This window comes from Streptomyces sp. NPDC012637, from assembly GCF_042954805.1.
Classification (GTDB): Bacteria; Actinomycetota; Actinomycetes; order Streptomycetales; family Streptomycetaceae; genus Streptomyces.
Window position 1 is genome coordinate 306,152 of sequence record NZ_JBIBDS010000010.1, and the last position, 17,234, is coordinate 323,385.

Annotated in this window: 15 protein-coding genes; 4 read left to right on the forward strand and 11 right to left on the reverse strand. The window is 71.3% G+C overall.

Features of this window, described 5'->3' with window-relative positions:
* Positions 1-2: 2 nt before the first annotated feature.
* On the forward strand, positions 3-1,541 hold the full coding sequence (locus ACFY8W_RS34405; protein WP_391114059.1) for a hypothetical protein: 1,539 nt from the start codon (positions 3-5) through the stop codon (positions 1,539-1,541).
* A 140-nt stretch (positions 1,542-1,681) separates the two neighbouring features.
* Here ACFY8W_RS34405 and ACFY8W_RS34410 read toward each other — a convergent pair whose 3' ends face one another.
* The 8 genes from ACFY8W_RS34410 to hemL form a co-directional block, all read right to left on the reverse strand.
* On the reverse strand, positions 1,682-2,191 hold the full coding sequence (locus ACFY8W_RS34410) for an SRPBCC domain-containing protein (protein ID WP_391114062.1): 510 nt from the start codon (positions 2,189-2,191) through the stop codon (positions 1,682-1,684).
* A gap of 71 nt (positions 2,192-2,262) precedes the next feature.
* The gene (gene ccsB / locus ACFY8W_RS34415; protein WP_391114064.1) at positions 2,263-3,354 is read right to left on the reverse strand and encodes a c-type cytochrome biogenesis protein CcsB; all 1,092 of its coding nucleotides are present in this window, start codon (positions 3,352-3,354) and stop codon (positions 2,263-2,265) included.
* Positions 3,351-5,105 (reverse strand): cytochrome c biogenesis protein ResB, encoded by a 1,755-nt coding sequence (locus ACFY8W_RS34420; protein WP_391114067.1) that lies wholly within the window; start codon positions 5,103-5,105, stop codon positions 3,351-3,353. The genes ccsB and ACFY8W_RS34420 overlap by 4 nt, the downstream gene beginning before the upstream one ends.
* A gap of 10 nt (positions 5,106-5,115) precedes the next feature.
* A complete protein-coding gene (locus ACFY8W_RS34425) occupies positions 5,116-5,859 on the reverse strand; it encodes a cytochrome c biogenesis protein CcdA (RefSeq protein ID WP_391114070.1) in 744 nt (247 codons plus the stop codon).
* 13 nt (positions 5,860-5,872) lie between these two features.
* Entirely contained in the window at positions 5,873-6,478 is a 606-nt protein-coding gene (locus tag ACFY8W_RS34430) for a redoxin family protein (protein ID WP_391114073.1), read from the reverse strand.
* 90 nt (positions 6,479-6,568) lie between these two features.
* On the reverse strand, positions 6,569-7,822 hold the full coding sequence (locus tag ACFY8W_RS34435) for a hypothetical protein (protein WP_391114075.1): 1,254 nt from the start codon (positions 7,820-7,822) through the stop codon (positions 6,569-6,571).
* Positions 7,823-7,994: 172 nt separating this feature from the next.
* Positions 7,995-8,642, reverse strand: coding sequence for a histidine phosphatase family protein (locus ACFY8W_RS34440; RefSeq protein ID WP_391114242.1), 648 nt, complete (start codon positions 8,640-8,642; stop codon positions 7,995-7,997).
* A gap of 50 nt (positions 8,643-8,692) precedes the next feature.
* Complete coding sequence (hemL, locus tag ACFY8W_RS34445) at positions 8,693-10,000, reverse strand: glutamate-1-semialdehyde 2,1-aminomutase (protein WP_391114078.1); 1,308 nt, start codon at positions 9,998-10,000, stop codon at positions 8,693-8,695.
* A gap of 741 nt (positions 10,001-10,741) precedes the next feature.
* On the opposite strand from hemL, the gene ACFY8W_RS34450 reads away from it, so the two are divergent.
* On the forward strand, positions 10,742-11,179 hold the full coding sequence (locus ACFY8W_RS34450; RefSeq protein ID WP_246094774.1) for a hypothetical protein: 438 nt from the start codon (positions 10,742-10,744) through the stop codon (positions 11,177-11,179).
* A gap of 36 nt (positions 11,180-11,215) precedes the next feature.
* Here ACFY8W_RS34450 and ACFY8W_RS34455 read toward each other — a convergent pair whose 3' ends face one another.
* Both ACFY8W_RS34455 and ACFY8W_RS34460 read right to left on the reverse strand, forming a co-directional pair.
* Positions 11,216-14,179, reverse strand: a complete 2,964-nt coding sequence (locus ACFY8W_RS34455; protein WP_391114081.1) for a phosphotransferase — start codon at positions 14,177-14,179, stop codon at positions 11,216-11,218.
* A gap of 134 nt (positions 14,180-14,313) precedes the next feature.
* Complete coding sequence (locus tag ACFY8W_RS34460) at positions 14,314-15,075, reverse strand: hypothetical protein (RefSeq protein WP_391114083.1); 762 nt, start codon at positions 15,073-15,075, stop codon at positions 14,314-14,316.
* Between the two features lie 263 nt (positions 15,076-15,338).
* Here ACFY8W_RS34460 and ACFY8W_RS34465 point away from each other — a divergent pair, with 263 nt between their 5' ends.
* Positions 15,339-15,728 carry a MerR family transcriptional regulator gene (locus ACFY8W_RS34465; RefSeq protein WP_391114245.1) on the forward strand — a complete coding sequence of 130 codons (390 nt, stop codon included), beginning with the start codon at positions 15,339-15,341 and terminating at the stop codon, positions 15,726-15,728.
* Positions 15,729-15,806: 78 nt separating this feature from the next.
* Here ACFY8W_RS34465 and ACFY8W_RS34470 read toward each other — a convergent pair whose 3' ends face one another.
* Entirely contained in the window at positions 15,807-16,685 is an 879-nt protein-coding gene (locus ACFY8W_RS34470) for an ABC transporter substrate-binding protein (protein ID WP_391114086.1), read from the reverse strand.
* Positions 16,686-16,979: 294 nt separating this feature from the next.
* On the opposite strand from ACFY8W_RS34470, the gene ACFY8W_RS34475 reads away from it, so the two are divergent.
* Entirely contained in the window at positions 16,980-17,222 is a 243-nt protein-coding gene (locus ACFY8W_RS34475; RefSeq protein WP_391114089.1) for a hypothetical protein, read from the forward strand.
* Positions 17,223-17,234: the final 12 nt, after the last annotated feature.

Here is a 17,234-nt window from a genome sequence, read left to right on the forward strand (position 1 = left end):
CGATGACCGACCGGCTGCGCAACCGTTATCTCTACACCCCGCGACAGAAGTTCTTCGCCGCCGTGATCGCCCTGCTCGTGGTCGGGCTGCCGCTGGGCTGGGCGGTGAAGACGTGGACCACTCCGGAAAACCGTTCCTGCGCGGCGGGTGTCGAGCGCCCGCAGGGCTCCGCGGAGTGCGTCGGCGTCAACGGCGACGGCTTCGACTTCCGCGTGCCCGAACTCGCCGAGGTCGCGGGCCTGATAGGACGCGAGAACGCCTCGCTCAAGCCCGGCCAGTACGCCACCGTCGCCGTCCTGCTGCCGCTCACCTCTCCCGACCCCGGGATGCGCGTCAAGGTCCTCCACGAGGTGCAGGGCGCCTACGCCCGCCAGTACCGGGCCAACCACGAGTCCAACAGCGAGACGCCCAAGATCCGCCTGGTCCTCGCCAACACCGGCAAGGGCAACGCCCACTGGCGGACCACCGTCGACCGGCTCACCGCCATGACCGATGCGCCGCACCGGCTGCGCGCGGTCACCGGCGTCGCCACCTCCTCCACCGAGGTGCGGCTCGCCGTCACCGCCCTCACCAAGGCGGGCGTCGCCGTCGTCGGCACCACCATCACCGCGGACGACATCGCCAACGGGCCGGGCCCCGGGCACAACCGCTTCCCCGGCCTCGCCCGCGTCTCGCCCACCAACGGCGACGAGGCCAAGGCCCTGGCCCACTTCGGCCGGGTGGACGCCGCCAAGGCCCTGCTCGTCCAGGACACCCGCACCGGCGACCACTACACCGACACCCTCAAGTCGGCCTTCGCCACCTCCCTCAAGGGCGCGCCCTACGAGCCGCAGCTGTTCACCTCGCCCGCCGACCCCACCGAGGAGGGCACCACCGCCAACACGTTCAAGCAGATCACCCATCTGATCTGCGACACCCGCGCGGAGACCGTGTTCTTCGCCGGGCGGCACACCCAGCTGCGCCAGTTCATCAACGCGCTGGGCGCCCGCGGCTGCGTGGAGCGCCCCTTCACGATCCTCACCGGCGACGAGGGCTCCTACCTGGGCGCCGACGCCAAGCTCAACCGCAAGGCCCTCAAGGCCAGGCTGACCGTCCGCTACGCGTCCCTCGCCCACCCCGACGCCTGGCGCGCCGCGCCCGGCCGGCCGGTCCCGGCGACGGGCGGCTCGACGGTCGCGTACGAGACCTTCGTGACGGACATCGCCCGCACCTCCGCGAAGCCGGTCGCGCTCGCTGACGGGCAGGCGATCGTCGCGTACGACGCGATGGCGACCGCCGTGCACGCGATCCGCCAGGCCACCCCGGACGGCGCCGCCCACCCGGAGCTCGCGGACGTCGCGACCCAGTGGCCGCAGGTCAAGGGCTCGCTGCGGGTGCAGGGCGCGAGCGGCTGGATCTGCCTGGACAACTTCGGCAACCCGTACAACAAGGCGGTGCCGATCGTGGAGCTCGCGGAGGACGGCTCGCAGCGCTTCGTCGCCATCGCCTGGCCGGAGGGCGCCCCGCCCGCGGCGAGCTGCCTGCCGCCGCGGCGGGGGTAGGCGGGGGCGGGGAGGCTCGGCGGGGGGCGAGGCGCGGCGGATGAGACGGGCCCGCGAGCGGAAGGGCGGCCTTACGACACGTCCCTACGACATGGACCATGCCCTCCGACGCCCACCGGGCCCTCCGGCACCCACCGGCCCTACGGCACCCACTTCGGCCAGGGCGCGTCGTCCAGCTCGTACAGCTCGCGCAGCTCGCGCCGGCGGTCCTCGGTCCAGTCGAGCCAGTTGGTGGGGTGGCCGTCCAGGGCCCTGGCGAGCCGCTCGAAGTGCTCGTGCCACCCCGCGAGCATGTTCAGCTTCTCGTCGCGCGTGCCGCGGAACTCGTGCGTGAAGCGCAGGACGGTCGCGGGCTCCAGGTGGAAGCGGATCCGCTGGTGCCCGGGGTCGACGGTGTACTCGGCGACGTTCTCCATGTCCCAGGCGGTGACCCGCCCCGAGAGGACGGTGTCGCTGTTGAACCAGCGCAGGGTGACGCGGCCACCCAGGCGCGGCTCCAGCGGGTCCGCCGCGCACAGCCACTGCGGCAGGCCTTCGGGCGTGGCGACAGCGGCCCAGACGCTCACCATGGGGTGCGGCAGCTCGATGACGTACCGCAGCTGCAGATTCCCGTCGTGGGTCTCGGCCCTGCCCCGGGGGATCTCGCTCATACCTCCAGCGTGGCCCCGGGGCCCTCGGTCCGCGAGCTCAGAGGCCCGCCCACGCGCTCAGGCGCCCGCGGTCACACTCCGGCGTAGGAGTGCTTGCTGCTCACGAAGATGTTGACGCCGTAGTAGTTGAAGAGGAAGCAGCCGAAGGCGATGAGCGCGATGTACGCGGCCTTGCGGCCCTTCCAGCCGGCCGTGGCGCGGGCGTGCAGGTACGCGGCGTAGCCGACCCACGTGATGAAGGACCAGACCTCCTTGGCGTCCCAGCCCCAGTAGCGGCCCCACGCGTCGCCGGCCCAGATCGCGCCGGCGATGATCGTGAAGGTCCACAGCGGGAAGACCGCCGCGTTGACCCGGTACGAGAACTTGTCGAGGGAGGCCGCGGCGGGCAGCCGCTCCAGGACGGAGCGGGCGAAGGCGCCCGGGTTGCCGCCGTTGGCGAGCTTGTTCTCGTACGAGTCGCGGAACAGGTACAGCAGGGTGGCGACGGCGCCCAGGTAGAAGACGGCGCCGCAGAAGATCGCGGTGGAGACGTGGATCCACAGCCAGTACGAGTCGAGCGCCGGGACCAGCTGGTCGCTGGGCGTCTTCAGCCAGGTGACGGCCATGCCCAGGTCGAGCAGGACCGTGGTGACCAGCGGGAGCCCGAGCCAGCGGACGTTCTTCTTGGCGACGAGGAAGCCGAGGTACGCGCCGACCGCCACCGTGGAGAAGGTGGTGGAGAACTCGTACATGTTGCCCCAGGGGGCCCGCTGCACGGAGAGAGCGCGGGTGACCACGCCCGCCGCCTCGACGAGGAAGGCGAGCGCGGTCAGCGAGACGGCGATCCGGCCGTAGAGGTCGCCCTTGACGGTGCCGCCGGCCGCGCCGGGGCCGTCGGGGACGTCCCGGGCGCCGGCCGCGGCGCGGGTGATCACCTTCGGCTTGTCGAGCACGGCGGTGCCGCCGTCGGCCGTCTTGACCTGCACGGTCACGGCCGGGGCGGCGGCCGCCTTCGACTGCTGCTGCGTGAGGGCGGCGGCGGTGCGGCCGACCTTGCTGCGGCTGCCGAACACCCACTCGGCGATGTGGGCGAAAAAGGCCAGCGTGTAGACGGCCATCGACGAGTAGACGAGCAGGTCGCTGATCTGCGCCAGGCTCTCGTTGGTCTCGGCGGCGAGGATCACTTCTCAGCCCCTTCGGACTTCGCGGCGGGTTCCGCGGCAGGGTCTTCTGCGGATTCGGGTTCCGGCGTCGGGTCCGGCGTCGGGTCGGGTTCCGGTGCGGTGGGCGCCTTCGCGTGGAGCGTGACCGCGAGCTCGGCGAGCTCCTCGGGGAGCCTGGCGGACTCGCTGCGGCCGAGGCCCGCCATCTCGACGACGGTGACGCCGTCCTCGCCCCGTACGGCCCGGACCCAGATCCGGCGCCGCTGGATGAACAGCGAGCCGGCGAGTCCGGCGATGGCGGCGATCGCGCCGCCGAGGGCGAGGCCGTTGCCCGGCTGCTGGGAGACCTGGAAGCTCGCCCACTCCTTGATCTCCTTCTCGAAGGTGATCGAGCCGGCGCCGTCGGGCAGCGTCATGGTCTCGCCGGGGAGCAGACGGTTGGCCTTGCCGGTGCCGCCGTCGACCGCGAACTGCTTCATCTTCGAGGTGTCCAGCTGGTACACGTTCTGCGGCAGGCCGGAGTTGACGCGCAGGTCGCCGTGGAAGCCGGTGAGCGCCATGACGGGGAAGCCGAGCGCCGGGAACTGGGAGAACATCGTCCCCTTGCCGGCGCCGGCGAAGGTCGGCACGAAGAAGGCCTGGAAGCCGAGCTGTTCCTTCTTGCCGTTCTTGTCGCGGTAGCCGTCCATCACCTTGATCGCGCCGGTCGAGGTGATGTTGTTGTCGATCGGCAGCAGCGGCACGGCGTCGCGCATGACGACCTTGCCGCGGCCGTCCCGGACGGTGACCACGGGCGCGTAGCCGTGGGCGATCAGGTAGACCTTCGCGCCGCCGACCTCCAGCGGCTCGTTGACCCGGATGACGGCCTTCCTGTCGGAGCCGCCGTCCTCGGAGTACGTGACGTCGGCCTCGAAGGTGCGCGGGGTGCCGCGCTGCGGGCCGTCCTTCTCGTACGTGCCGGTGAACTTGTCGAGCGTGAAGCTGAACGCGGGCAGGTCGTCGACGCCGAACAGCGAGCCCGACTTGAAGTCGTCGTACTGGGTGAGCGTGTTGGAGAAGCCGTCGCCCTCGACGATCAGCTTGCCGCCCTCGGACTTCATCAGCTGGCCCCAGGCGAAGGCGACGAGCATGACGATGAGCGCGATGTGGAAGGCCAGGTTGCCGGCCTCGCGCAGGTAGCCCTTCTCGGCGGCGACGGCGTCACCCGTGGTGTGGGCGCGGAAGCGGCGGCCCTTGAGCATCGCGAGCGCGGCGGCCCGGACCTCCTCGGGCTCGGCGTCGGTGCGCCAGGTGGTGTACGCGGGCAGCCGGGTGAGCCGCTTGGGCGCGCCCGGCGGGCGGCCGCGCAGCTGGCCGGCGAACTGCCAGCTGCGGGGCACGATGCAGCCGATGAGCGAGACGAACAGCAGGATGTAGATCGCGGAGAACCACACCGAGCTGTAGACGTCGAAGAGCTGGAGCTTCTCGTAGATCGGCGTGAGGGTCTCGTGGGCGTCCTTGAAGGCCTGCACCTTCAGCTCGTCCGCGCTGGTCTGCGGGATGAGGGAGCCGGGGATCGCGCCGAGGGAGAGCAGGAAGAGGAGGATCAGGGCGACCCGCATGGAGGTCAGCTGCCGCCAGAACCAGCGGATCCATCCGATGACGCCGAGGGCGGGGCCGCCGACGGCCGTCTCCTCGGCGGGTGCCGTGGACAGCTGGGAGGCGGCCTCGCCGAGGCCGCCGTCCTGGGTGTCCCTGCCGTCCTGGGTGTCGTTCGTGTCTGTCGTGCTCATCTCGGAACTCTCAGATCCCCACCGTGAAACCGCTGGACCAGCCCTGCATCGTGGAGACCATGCTGTCCCACGCTCCTGTGAGCAGCAGGACGCCGGTCACGATCATCATGCCGCCGCCGATCCGCATCACCCAGGCGTAGTGCTTCTTCACCCAGGCGAACGTGCCGAGCGCCTTGCGGAAGGCGATGGCGGTGAGGATGAACGGCAGTCCGAGGCCGAGGCAGTACGCGAAGGCGAGCGCCGCCCCGCGGCCGGCGCTGGCCTGTTCCAGGGCGAGGGCGTTGATGGAGGCGAGGGTCGGGCCGATGCAGGGTGTCCAGCCGATGCCGAACAGCGCACCGAGCACCGGGGCTCCGACGAGGCCGGCGGCGGGCTTCTTGTGGAAGCGGAACTCGCGCTGGGTGATCCAGGGCAGCAGGCCCATGAACAGCACGCCCATGAGGATCATGAGGATGCCGAGGACGGTGGTGAGGGTGTCCCGGTACTTCTGCAGGGTCCAGCCGAAGCTGCCGAACAGCGCCCCGCCGGACACGAACACGGTGGAGAAGCCGAGGACGAAGAGGGCGGCGCCCGCCGTCAGCCGGCCTCGCCGGGCCTCGCCGAGGTCGGTGCCGGTGACCCCGGTCACGTAGCTGAGGTAGCCGGGGACGAGCGGCAGCACGCAGGGCGAGAAGAAGGAGACGAGTCCGCCGAGCACGGCGATGGGCAGGGCGAGCAGCAGCGCGCCGCTCAGGACCGTCTGGTTGGGATCCACGTCACATTCCCCGTCACTTTTCCGCGACGAGCGGTTCGATCATGGAGCGGAGCTTGGTCTCGTCGAGCGCCATCAGCGAACGCGCGGCGATCTTTCCGTCCTTGTCGAGAACGATCGTGGACGGAATGGCCTGCGGATTCATGGAGCCCTTGGGGAATCCGCCGAGAATGAGCCTTCCGGTCGGGTCGAAGAGGCTGGGATAGGGAACCCCGAACTCCTCCTCGAAGGCCAGTCCCTTGGAGGTGTCGGAGTCCCGGGTGTTGATCCCGACGAACTCGACGCCCTTCGCCTTCATGTCCTTCGCGACCTTGGCGAAATGCGGTGCCTCGGCGCGGCAGGGCGGGCACCAGGAGCCCCAGACGTTGAGGACGACGACCTTGCCCTTGAGGTCGGCGACGTCCAGCCGCTCGCCTTCGAGGGTCTCCCCGGCGATCTTGTTGACCGGCTTCCGCTCGCCCTTGGCCACGGTGGAGATACCGCCCGTGTTGGTCACGAAGTTGGTGTCACCGCCGCCGCCGGACTTGCCGTTGCCGTCCGAGCTGCAGGCCGAGAGCGCGAGTGCGGCGGCCAGGGCTCCGGCCGTCAGCAGGGTGCGGCGGGGCGCACGGCTAAGACTCATGTGAAAAGTTTCGCATGGGCGTTTCGAGGATCTTGGGCACCCCCCTACGTGCCCGTAAAGCCCCTTGTCAAGAAAGCCTAAGCGGCCGCTTCACACGGTCTTGAGGAATGCGTTCCAGCCGCCCGCCGGGGACTGGCCGACTTCCAGGGTACGCAGCTTGGCGAGGATCTTCGGGTCCTGGACGTCCAGCCAGTCGACGAACTGCCGGAAGGAGACCAGTCGCACGTCCTTCTTCCCGGCCATTCCCTTCAGGGCCTCCTCGACGGCGTCCATGTAGATGCCGCCGTTCCACTGCTCGAAGTGGTTGCCGACGAAGAAGGGGGCGCGGTTGGACTCGTACGCGCGCCTGAAGCCGGACAGGTAGGCCTCGGTGGCCTGCTTGCGCCAGCCGGGATAGCGCGAGGGCACGCCCTTGGTCGTGTTCTTCGACTGGTTGGCCAGCATGTTGTAGTCCATGGAGAGGACCTCGAAGGAGTGGCCGGGGAACGGCACCGCCTGCAGCGGCAGGTCCCAGAGGCCGCCCCGCTTGACCGGCCACATCTGCCGGCCGCCGGGCGAGCTGGCGTCGTAGCGCCAGCCGAGGCGCTTGGCGGTGGGGAGCAGGTTGTCCTGGCCGAGCAGGCACGGCGTGCGGCCGCCGACGAGCTCCTTGGTGTAGTCGAAGGGCAGCGGGTCGAGGTCGGTCCAGCCGCTGTGGGTCTTCCACTTGGTGACGAAGCCGACGGCCTGGTCGATCTCGTTCTGCCAGTCGGCCGGGGTCCAGTTGGCGACCGAGCCCGAGCCGCCGCAGAAGTGGCCGTTGAAGTGGGTGCCGATCTCGTGGCCCTCGAGCCAGGCCTGCCGGACGTACTTCAGGGTGTCCTTGATGTGGTCGTCGGTGAGGTACCCGATGTCGGAGGCGCCGACCCGGTTGTTCGGCGGGCGGTAGAGGTCCTTCTTCGACTCGGGCAGGAGGTAGAGCCCGGAGAGGAAGAAGGTCATCGCCGCGTCGTGGTTCCTGGCGAGTTCGAGGAAGCGCGGGAAGAGGCCGTTGCCGACCTCGCCGGCACCGTCCCAGGAGAAGATCACGAACTGCGGCGGGGTCTGGCCGGGTTCGAGCGGCACGGGGGCGTCGGGCTGGTGGGGCTGCTTGCCGGTGTCGGCGGTGGAACCGTCGCCGATGGGACGGGCGTCGTCCTTGCTGGGCGTGGCGGAGGCGTCCGGCGTACCGGTCGCGTCGCCACCCTTGCCTGGCCCGGAACGTCCGGGCTTGTCCTGATTGCCACCACTACAGGCGGCCAGACCCAGCGCCGCCGCGGCACCAACTCCCGCCCCGAGCAGACTCCTTCGATTGATCCCGCGCATGACATCCCCATTCGCGCTGACGTATGACCTGAACGTCATCCAAACCGACAATGGGTGAGATGCCGGGAGGAACACGGAGGTTCCGCTAATTAGCACAAAAATTTCAGGGCGGTCGAACGACGTGGTGTCGTCCGACCGCCCTGAGGGGTCTACTCCTCGGAAGGCCCGGCGTCTACGCCCCGAACGCCTTCGCCTTGCCCTTCACCGGCTTCGCGCCCGCGCGCAGGTGCACCGGCACCAGATCGAGGGCCGGCTCGCTGTACCCGACCGACACGATCCGGTCGCCGCGGTACGTGAACGTGGTCAGCGAGGCGAGCGTGCACTGCCGGCGCCGCGGGTCGTGCCACAGCCGGCGCTTCTCCACGAAGCTGCGCACGATCCAGATCGGCAGCTGGTGGCTCACGCACACCGCCTCGTGGCCGCGCGCCGCGTCCTTCGCCGCGTCGAGCGCGCCCATCATGCGCACGACCTGCTCGACGTACGGCTCGCCCCACGACGGCTTGAAGGGGTTGGTCAGGTGCTTCCAGTTGCCCGGCTTGCGCAGCGCGCCGTCGCCGACGCCGAAGGTCTTGCCCTCGAAGACGTTCGCCGCCTCGATGAGCCGCTCGTCCGTGGCCAGGTCCAGGCCGTGCGTCTTGGCGATCGGGTCGGCCGTCTCCTGCGCCCGCTCCAGCGGGGAGGCCACGACATGGGTGATGTCCCGGCCCGCGAGGTGCTCGGCGACCCGGTCCGCCATCTGCCGGCCCAGCTCGGAGAGGTGGTAGCCGCCCCGGCGGCCGTACAGCACGCCGTCCGGGTTGTGCACCTCGCCGTGCCGCATCAGGTGGACGACGGTGATGTCGTCGGCGCCCGGCGCGCCGTTCGCGGCGCTCACGCGGTCGCCTCCGCGGCGGCGCGGGCGGCGGCCGGCAGCGCGGCGGCGATCCGCTCGATCGCCCGCTCGTCGTGGGCGGTCGACACGAACCAGGACTCGAAGGCCGACGGCGGCAGGTAGACGCCGTCCGCGAGCATCGAGTGGAAGAACGCGTTGAAGCGGAAGGCCTCCTGCTTCTTGGCGTCCTCGTAGTTCCGCACCTCGGTGGAGGTGAAGAAGACCGAGAACATGTTGGACGCGGTCTGCAGCCGGTGCGCCACGCCCTCCTTCGTCAGGGCGTCCGTGACGAGCCCCTGGATCTCGGCCGAGACCGCGTTCACCTTGTCGTACGCGGCCTCGTCGAGCAGCCGCAGCTGCGCGAGGCCGGCGGCGGTGGCGATCGGGTTACCGGAGAGGGTGCCCGCCTGGTAGACCGGGCCCGCCGGGGCGAGGTGGCCCATGACGTCGGCGCGGCCGCCGAAGGCCGCGGCCGGGAAGCCGCCGCCCATGACCTTGCCGAAGGTCATCAGGTCCGGCTTGACGCCGTCCACGCCGTACCAGCCGGCCCGCGAGGTGCGGAAACCGGTCATGACCTCGTCGGAGATGTAGAGGGCGCCGTTCTTCGCGCAGGCGTCCTTCAGGCCCTGGTTGAAGCCGGGCAGCGGCGGCACGACGCCCATGTTGCCGGGAGAGGCCTCGGTGATCACGCAGGCGATCTCGCCCGGGTACCGGTGGAAGGCCTCCTGCACCGCCTCCAGGTCGTTGTACGGCAGCACGATGGTGTCCCCGGCCTGCGCGCCGGTCACACCGGGCGTGTCGGGCAGGCCGAAGGTGGCCACGCCCGAGCCGGCCGCGGCGAGCAGCGCGTCCACGTGGCCGTGGTAGCAGCCCGCGAACTTGATCACCTTGGCGCGGCCGGTGAACCCACGGGCGAGCCGGATGGCGGACATGGTCGCCTCGGTCCCGCTGGAGACCAGACGCACCTGCTCGACCGGCTCGATCCGCGCGACGATCTCCTCGGCGAGCGCGACCTCGCCCTCGCCGGGCGTGCCGAAGGAGGTCCCGCGCGCCACCGCCGTCTGCACCGCCGCGGTCACGTCGGGGTGCGCGTGGCCGAGGATCATCGGTCCCCACGAGCAGACCAGGTCGACGTACTCGCGGCCGTCGGCGTCGGTGAGGTACGGACCGGTACCGGACACCATGAACCGGGGCGTTCCGCCCACGGCCCGGAAGGCCCGCACCGGTGAGTTCACGCCGCCGGGCGTCACAAGGGAGGCGCGGTCGAAAAGCGTCTGTGAGACTGGGGCTTCGTATGAATACGGCACTGTGATCCTGACCTGATCCTGACCTGCGAGGACGACGTCGAGTACGTGGGGACGGTGTGGGCACCCTGTGAATTACGCCGGGGCGTGTCTCCGTCGCGTCTGCGAAACTGGGGCGTCATAAGGATGGCTCACGGAATCCATGGTGTCAGAGGCCACGGCGATCTTGCGGACAGGTGTTTCACCGTACGACCGTGGGGGAGGTCACTGTCACGATGATCGGGCCGCACGCGGAGACGGCGGCCGGAACAGCAGTCGGGTGGAGATATGCATCGCGGTGGCGGACCGGGCGAGGGGACTGACGACCTGGGTCCCGACCCTGTCCGGAGGGGGAGGCACCGGCGCCGGAGGACGGAAGAGCCGAGGGCCAACGACCCGAGGACGGGCGGCGAGCCGCGCGCGGACGCGCGCGGCGGTGACGCACGCGCTGACGCACGCGGCACCGACGCACGCTCCGAGCCGCGTGGCGAGTCCCGCGGCAGCGAGCCGCGCGCCGGCGAGCCCCGGAAGCCGGACGGCCCGGTCCCGGGCGCCACGGGCCCCGCGACGCACGGGCCCGTGCAGAGCGCTGCCCAGAACCCGGCCCAGGCATCCGGTCCCGCCCCGAGCCCGGCCCCCGGTCCTGCACCGAGCCCCGTCGCGGACGAGTCACGGCTCGGCCGGGCACGCGCCCGGCGCGCCGCCCGGGCACGCGAGTCCGGCCCGGTCGAGGGACCGGCGACGCCGGGGAACGGGGGCGGCCGCTTGGGCGTGACCTACAAGTACTTCGGCGCGCCCAACAGCGCGACGGCGGCCCAGGTCCCGATCTCGATGCGCCCCGAGGAGCTCGGCGGCGACGAGCTCGGCATGGGCGGCATGTTCACCAAGATCAAGCCGGAGACCATAGCCGCGATGGTCCTGACCGGCATCCAGGGCATGCCGCTCCACAAGGTCCCGCCGCTGGAGCTGGTGGTCCTGCACCCCGACTACGCCGTGGTGAAGCTGCCGATGACCGTCGTCGACCCGCTCCGCGGCATCGGCGAGGAGTCGGTCGGCGCCGCCGCCTTCATCTGGTCCACGGTCCCCGACCGCGGCGGCCCGCAGGACGCCTTCAACGTCTACCAGCTGCTGCACGAGTGGCAGGACTTCAGCCACCGGCTGCACGAGGCGGGGCACCAGCCGTACTGCCTGGTCTGGCCGTAGGCCGGCGCCCCTCGTCCTGCAACGCGACCGCGACGGCTAGGCGCCCCTGCCCGCGGCCTTGCCCGTCGCCTTCCGCGCGTCGTCGACGATTCCCTCGGCCAGCTCGGCGGCGAGCAGGAACGGCAGGAAGCGGTTGCTCGGCGTCTCGTGGTCGCGGTAGCGGGCGAACGGCAGCAGCGAGGCGAACAGCGCCCACCGGTACTCGAGGTCGGTGAACGCCCAGTTGGGCTGCTCACAGCCCTTGAGGACGGCCCGCAGCCGCTTCACACAGGTCAGGACCCGGCGTACCTCCGGGTCGGCCTTCTCGGGGATCTCCGGGTCCCACAGCGACTCCCCGCGCAGCGCGTCCGCGAACCAGGGCCGGATCTCGGCCAGCTGCTCCGGCGTCCACGCGAAGGTCCGGGACCACAGCGCGGATTCGAGCCGGGCGAAGTCCTTGCAGATGTGGCCGCGGTGGGTGGTCTCGAAGTCGATCAGGTAGAGGTCCGGCTCCTCCCGCCCGGTGCCGCCCACCAGGACGTTCTCGCAGTGCAGATCGCCGTGGGAGACACAGGTGAGGTACGAGCGGGTGGTCAGGCCCTCGTCGCGGTTGTAGAGCAGCCACTCGAGCAGCTCGGACGGGTCCTCCCCGGCCTCCTCGGCCTGCCCGGCCCCTCCCGCGTCGACGCCCGGCCTGGCCACCTCGGCGATGTGCGCCACCAGCCACAGCGGGTTGGTCAGCTCGGCGTCGCTGTCGGTGAACAGCGGGTCCGCCGCGAACGAGGACCCCTCGAACAGTGCCCCGAGGGTGCGGGGCCGCCAGGTGAGCCCGCCCTCGACCCCGAAGACCTCGGCGACCTCGGGCGCCTCGAAGTGGTCCAGCTCCGTGCCGGCGTCCTTGCCCGGGGCGTAGCCGGTCCGCTCGTAGTCGTCGGGCCGCAGCGCCGGGTACTCGCCCCGCAGGTCGCCCATGGCGCGGCTCGCGTTGCTCAGCCACGGCCCGAGGGCCTCAAGGAAGAGCTCCTTGACCACCTTGCGCAGCGCCTTGTCCTCCAGGCCCTCGGTCTTGACCAGCCAGGCGCGCAGGGTGGTGGGCTCGTCGCGGTTGCGGAACACGTACGAGGTGAGGATGCCCTGGTAGCGGCCGCCGTTGGTGCTGTTGATGACGGTCGCGGTGGACACGGTGCACTTGCTCGACCGGACGGCGGGGTGCAGCAGCTCGCCGTACGCGTCGAAGTTCCGCTTCTCCCGCTGCACCTTCGCGGCCTCGTCGATCTTGAGGACGCCGATGGGTCCGAAGACGTTCGAGGCGAGGAAGGTCGGCACGGGCCGGTCGGCGAACAGGGCGCCCTGCATCACGGCGCCGTTCGTCTTCGGCGCCAGCTCGACGGCCATGCCCTGGAGCAGCCGGCTCGGCAGCTGGACGACGGAGTCCCGTTCGGTCAGCGACATGGAGGTGGACGCCGCTCCCTGCGCCGATCCCGGCTCCCACGCGTTGCGGATGACGCGGACGCCACGGGCGGCGCCCAGCATGTCCAGGGCGCGCTCCCGCCAGAACTCCCGGACCTCGTCCTTGGTCTCCGGGCCGCTCGACGCCTCGTTCTGCTTGGAGTAGTACAGGGCGGCGAGCAGGCGTTCGAGCCCTTCCGCCTTCCAGTTGGAGAGCAGCAGCAGGATGAAGGCGATGCTGTTCCAACGCTCGGGCTCGCCCGCCCACTGCCGAAGCAACTCCCCCGCCCACGTTTCGGGATTGTCGTAGCCGCCGGGGAGCGCCGTGTTCTTGACCCGCCGGTGGGCCCTCATCCCGCCGGGCTCGACCGGTTCGGGACCGGCGACGAGCAGCTGGATGCCGACGGCGTGCCGCAGCCACCGACACACAAAGTCGATCTTGGACAGGTGGTACACCTGAAGTTCACCGACGGCGACGAGCGTGGTCGCCTCCGACACGGCGAGGAGCAGTTCGCGCCGGTCGTTGTTGTAGCGGTACTCCACCTGGAGGGTCTGCAGGTAGCCGAGGACGTCGGCGATGATCTGGTGGTCGTTCTCCGGCAGGTGCACCCGCAGGGAGAGATTGTGCAGCGCGGTCGCCAGCCACTGCAGCCGGATCCGCTGCCCGTCGTAGGCCGTCCCGCCGCGGGTGAAGCCGTAGAGGGTGCGGGAAGCGACCTGCCGGACCTCCTTCGCCCGCTCGTGCAGCGGCACGAAGACCTCGGTCGGTACGGAGGCGCCGGTGAGCTTCTCCCTGAGCAGGACCAGGTCCTTCTCGATGATCGGCTTGAGCTGTTTGAAGGCCATCGGCGCGTTCCGGCCGATCATCCCCGTCACGTGCTTGGCAAACGTGTCGAGCAGGTTCTCGACGGGCGTCTCGCCCTCTCCGCCTCCCCGCCACTCCTCCAGGAGCTGCTCCCAGGTGACGTTCCGCTGGCCCTGTCCGTCGCCGTCGCCGTCGTCGGCGAAGTCGAAGGACGAACGGCGCCAGGAGGACGGCTGGACCGCCCGGGGCGCCGAGACGGACGGCGGGGCGGAGGCCTGCTGCGGCAGCGGCGGAGCCTGCGAGGCGGGCGGCAGGGACGCGTCGGCCGGTGCGCCCTGCGGAGCCTGCGAGGCGGACTCCGCCGGCCCCGACGTCTGGACGGGCGCCGTCGCCGCGGGAGCCGTCGCGGCGGGCCGCAGGGCGTCCAACTGCGCCAGGTTCTCGTGGCACTGGGCGATCGACGCGGCGTACCTCTCCTGGTTGCGGAAGCCGTACAGGCGAACCGCTATGTAGAGCAGCTCACGCGCCCGCTCCTGGTCGGTCCTCATGTAGTAGGTCTCCGCCACGGTGAGCGCCGTATTGGCGATCTTGAAGGCCGGCCCGACCGGGTTGCCCCCGGAGAGCTCCTGCCCGGCCTCCGCCATGACAGCGCGCGACCTGGCGAAGCGCGCGGCCAACTGCGGTTCGGCGCGCAGGGCCTCGTCCATGGCCGCGTCGACCGTCGTTAAGTAGTTCTCGAAGTCGTCCGCCGAGATGTATGGCGTCATTGCCATGCCCCTTCGTGCCGCGTGCGCTGGTTCGTTGCGCAAGGATCTATCGCAGATCCCCCAGGCACGGGAGGCGCCATTGCGCCACGAGCCCGCCGGCGCCCCGGGGCTCTCACACCGGCCTCACATGCCCCTCAGGACACCGGCGTGAGGTCCTCCCGGAACCTCTTCTCACCCGCCAGGAAGGCCGACTGCGGCAGCACGACGTGCGCCTGAGCCCGTCCGCGGGCGATCTCGGCGCGGCTGGCGCCGATCACCGTCCCCGCCTCGGCGTCACCGGCGAGCGCGAGCAGCGCCTCGCGCAGCCGGGTCGCGTCCGGCTTGTCCAGGACCAAGTCGTAGACCTCGAAGAAACGGATCTGCCGGTACGTCTCGCCCGGGACCTTCAGCGGCCCGTCGATGACACGGCGAACTGTCCGGAAACCGACCTCCCGGGCCAATGGGATCAGCTCCTCGTGTCCCACCTCGCCCAGTTCCTCGACGAGTTCACGGCGCAGACAGTCGGCCGCGGTCTCCCGGTCGACCTCCTTGTACAGCCAGCGGGCGAAGCCCAGGACGCGCACCGCGCCCAGGAAGCCCCGCAGGTCGTGCCGCATCACCTCCCGGCTGCGGCCCTCCGGCTCGAAGCCGATCCGCTCCAGGAAGCGCTTGGCCGACTCCTGGTACTTCACGACGCCGCCGGGCGGGCCGAACGCGCCGGGCCGGTTGGCCGAGGAGAACAGGACGTAGTGGTCCTCCTCGTGGACCCGCAGCAGCACCGCCACGGAGACCCGCGCCCTGCCGAACGGCGTGAGCAGCAGCCGCAACAGGGTCAGATGCCTTCTGTTCTGCCACAGCAGCCGACCCACTCCGGTCAGCAGAGCCACGACGATGCCGCCAACGATCTTCTCGACCACGGGGTGCCCCCTCCGTCACACACCGCACCACGCCACGCCTCATCCCGAGCCCACCAATGTACGCGTGTCGGCCGACGCACCCGGGGCCTCTCGGACGGCCCGCAGGCGTTTCACCGCACTTCCCGCGCTCATAAGTGCTGAAGTTAGGACGAATCGGATGTACTGCACGGAGTGCGTGTCAGCAGCGTGTCAGCAGCGTGTCAGCAGAGAGAGGACCCGATGTGGCGAGCCCCGACGTCCTGAACAGCGTGCGCCCCCGCCCCATGAAGATCGGCGAGGTCGCGGCACGGACGGAACTGTCCCTGCGCACCATCCGCCAGTACGAGGACAGCGGCCTCGTCGTCCCGTCCGCGGCGTCCGAGGGCGGCTTCCCGCTCTACACGGACGCCGACGTCGCCCGGCTGATGGTGATCCGCCGGATGAAGCCGCTCGGCTTCACCCTCGACGAGACCCGCGAACTCCTCGACGCCGTCGACCGCCTCGCCGCCGACGCCCCCGGCACCCCCGCCGAACTCGACCCCGACACCCGCACCGCCCTCGTCGCACGCGTCCGCGGCTACGAGCAGGCCGCGGCCGAGCGCGTCGCCGAACTGCGCGCCCAGCTGGCCCGGGCCGAGGAGTTCGCGGACTCGCTGCGGGCGCGCGTGCCGTAGACGGCGCACGTACGGCGCTGACGACGGTGCCGGGTGGCGCCTTGGGTGCGCGCCCGCGCCCGATCCGCCGGACAAGCCCTACTGATGGTCCTCCAGCGCCGCCGTCAGGTCCTGGAAGAAGCGGGCGTACGCGGCCGGGCTCGGCGGCGTCTCCGGGTTCCAGGGCGCGAGCCGGGCACCCTGCGGAACCACCTGCGGCGGCACCGCGTTGGCCCGGCTGTCGAAGAGCACCAGGCCGGGCGCGAGCCCGAGGGCGTACTCCCAGTCGGTGGTCAGCCAGCTCGCGCCCGGCCCCGGACCCGGATCCACGAGCCGCACGCCCAGCTCCGCGAGCCGGGCCAGCTCCGGCCAGGCGTGCGGCCGCGCCAGGTGCACCTGCTCGGGGCCGGCACCGGACAGCGCGAGCACGCTGAGCCCGGTGCGCCCGGCGGCGGCGCGCAGCGCCGCCTCCGCGTCGCCCACCGGCCCGGCCGCCGCGCCGGTCGCCCCGAGGGCCCCGGCCAGCTCGCCGAACCGCCCCACGATCGCCGACAGCGCGAGCTCGCTGCCGACGGAGAGCGCGACGAGCGGCACCCCGAGCCGGTCGGCGAGCGCCTCGTCCAGCGCGTACGGGCTCTTGCCGTCGTACGTCACGTCCACCACGAGGTCGACGCCGCCCAGCTCCCGAACCCGCGCCTCGTCCAGGGCCCGCCCCGCCCCCAGGTACGGGACGCCCGATCCGGCGAGCCCGCCGGCCTTGACCGGATCCAGCAGGCCGCCGTCGTGCGCGGAGCCGTAGACCGCGACCGGCCGCACGCCCAGGTCGAGCAGGGCCGCCCCGGCCCGTACGTACGCCAGCACCCGCCCGGGCCGGCGCGCGGCGGCCGACGCCGCACCCCGGTCGTCCGTGAACTCCCACCCGCTCGCGCCGCCCGCCGCACCCGCGCCCGATATGTCCGTGTCCGTTGCGTCCGCCATCGCGGCTGCTCCCTCCCCGGCCGGAAATCTCCGTCCCCGCCACCTTGAAGCGGTTCCCGGGCCCGCACAAGAGGGCCTGCGGCGGGCACGGGACGTCCCCCAGGCGTGGGCACAGGAGGGGTCGCTTGGCGTCTGGACTTTGGTCCCGGGCCCCCTGCCGAAAGACCCCCAGGGTGGTGTTAACTGAACGAGTCGGGAGGAAGCAGTAGGAACAGTCAGCACCGTACGGGCGTGTGCCGCCGTCTGCCGTGGTGGGCCGCCGTCGCCGTACGGGCACGTGCCACGGAGTCAGTCATGACCTTGCCCGGCCAGTTCTCGGACCCCCGCGTGATCACCCTCTTCGGCCTGCTCGCCGTCTCCGCGGCCGCGTGGGTGACCCTCGGCCTGCGGGCCCGCGCCCGCCGCGACCGCGCGAACATCCCGCTGGAACGGGTCTGGCACCCGCAGGAGACGGTCGCGCTCACGCCGGCCGAGGAACGGACCTTCGGCCAGGTCGTCTCGCGCCTGTCGCCGAGCGCGGCGGGCCGGCTGCGCTAGGCGGGGAGCCCT

Excerpts from the sequence above, each read along its gene's own strand:
- ACFY8W_RS34475 (WP_391114089.1), top strand. The coding sequence starts at position 16,980 with ATGACCTTGCCCGGCCAGTTCTCGGACCCCCGCGTGATCACCCTCTTC.
- ACFY8W_RS34410 (WP_391114062.1), bottom strand. The coding sequence starts at position 2,191 with ATGAGCGAGATCCCCCGGGGCAGGGCCGAGACCCACGACGGGAATCTG.
- ACFY8W_RS34405 (WP_391114059.1), top strand. The coding sequence starts at position 3 with ATGACCGACCGGCTGCGCAACCGTTATCTCTACACCCCGCGACAGAAG.
- ACFY8W_RS34430 (WP_391114073.1), bottom strand. The coding sequence starts at position 6,478 with ATGAGTCTTAGCCGTGCGCCCCGCCGCACCCTGCTGACGGCCGGAGCC.
- ACFY8W_RS34440 (WP_391114242.1), bottom strand. The coding sequence starts at position 8,642 with ATGCGGCACGGCGAGGTGCACAACCCGGACGGCGTGCTGTACGGCCGC.
- ACFY8W_RS34435 (WP_391114075.1), bottom strand. The coding sequence starts at position 7,822 with ATGCGCGGGATCAATCGAAGGAGTCTGCTCGGGGCGGGAGTTGGTGCC.
- ACFY8W_RS34465 (WP_391114245.1), top strand. The coding sequence starts at position 15,339 with ATGAAGATCGGCGAGGTCGCGGCACGGACGGAACTGTCCCTGCGCACC.
- ACFY8W_RS34470 (WP_391114086.1), bottom strand. The coding sequence starts at position 16,685 with ATGGCGGACGCAACGGACACGGACATATCGGGCGCGGGTGCGGCGGGC.
- ACFY8W_RS34455 (WP_391114081.1), bottom strand. The coding sequence starts at position 14,179 with ATGACGCCATACATCTCGGCGGACGACTTCGAGAACTACTTAACGACG.
- ACFY8W_RS34420 (WP_391114067.1), bottom strand. The coding sequence starts at position 5,105 with ATGAGCACGACAGACACGAACGACACCCAGGACGGCAGGGACACCCAG.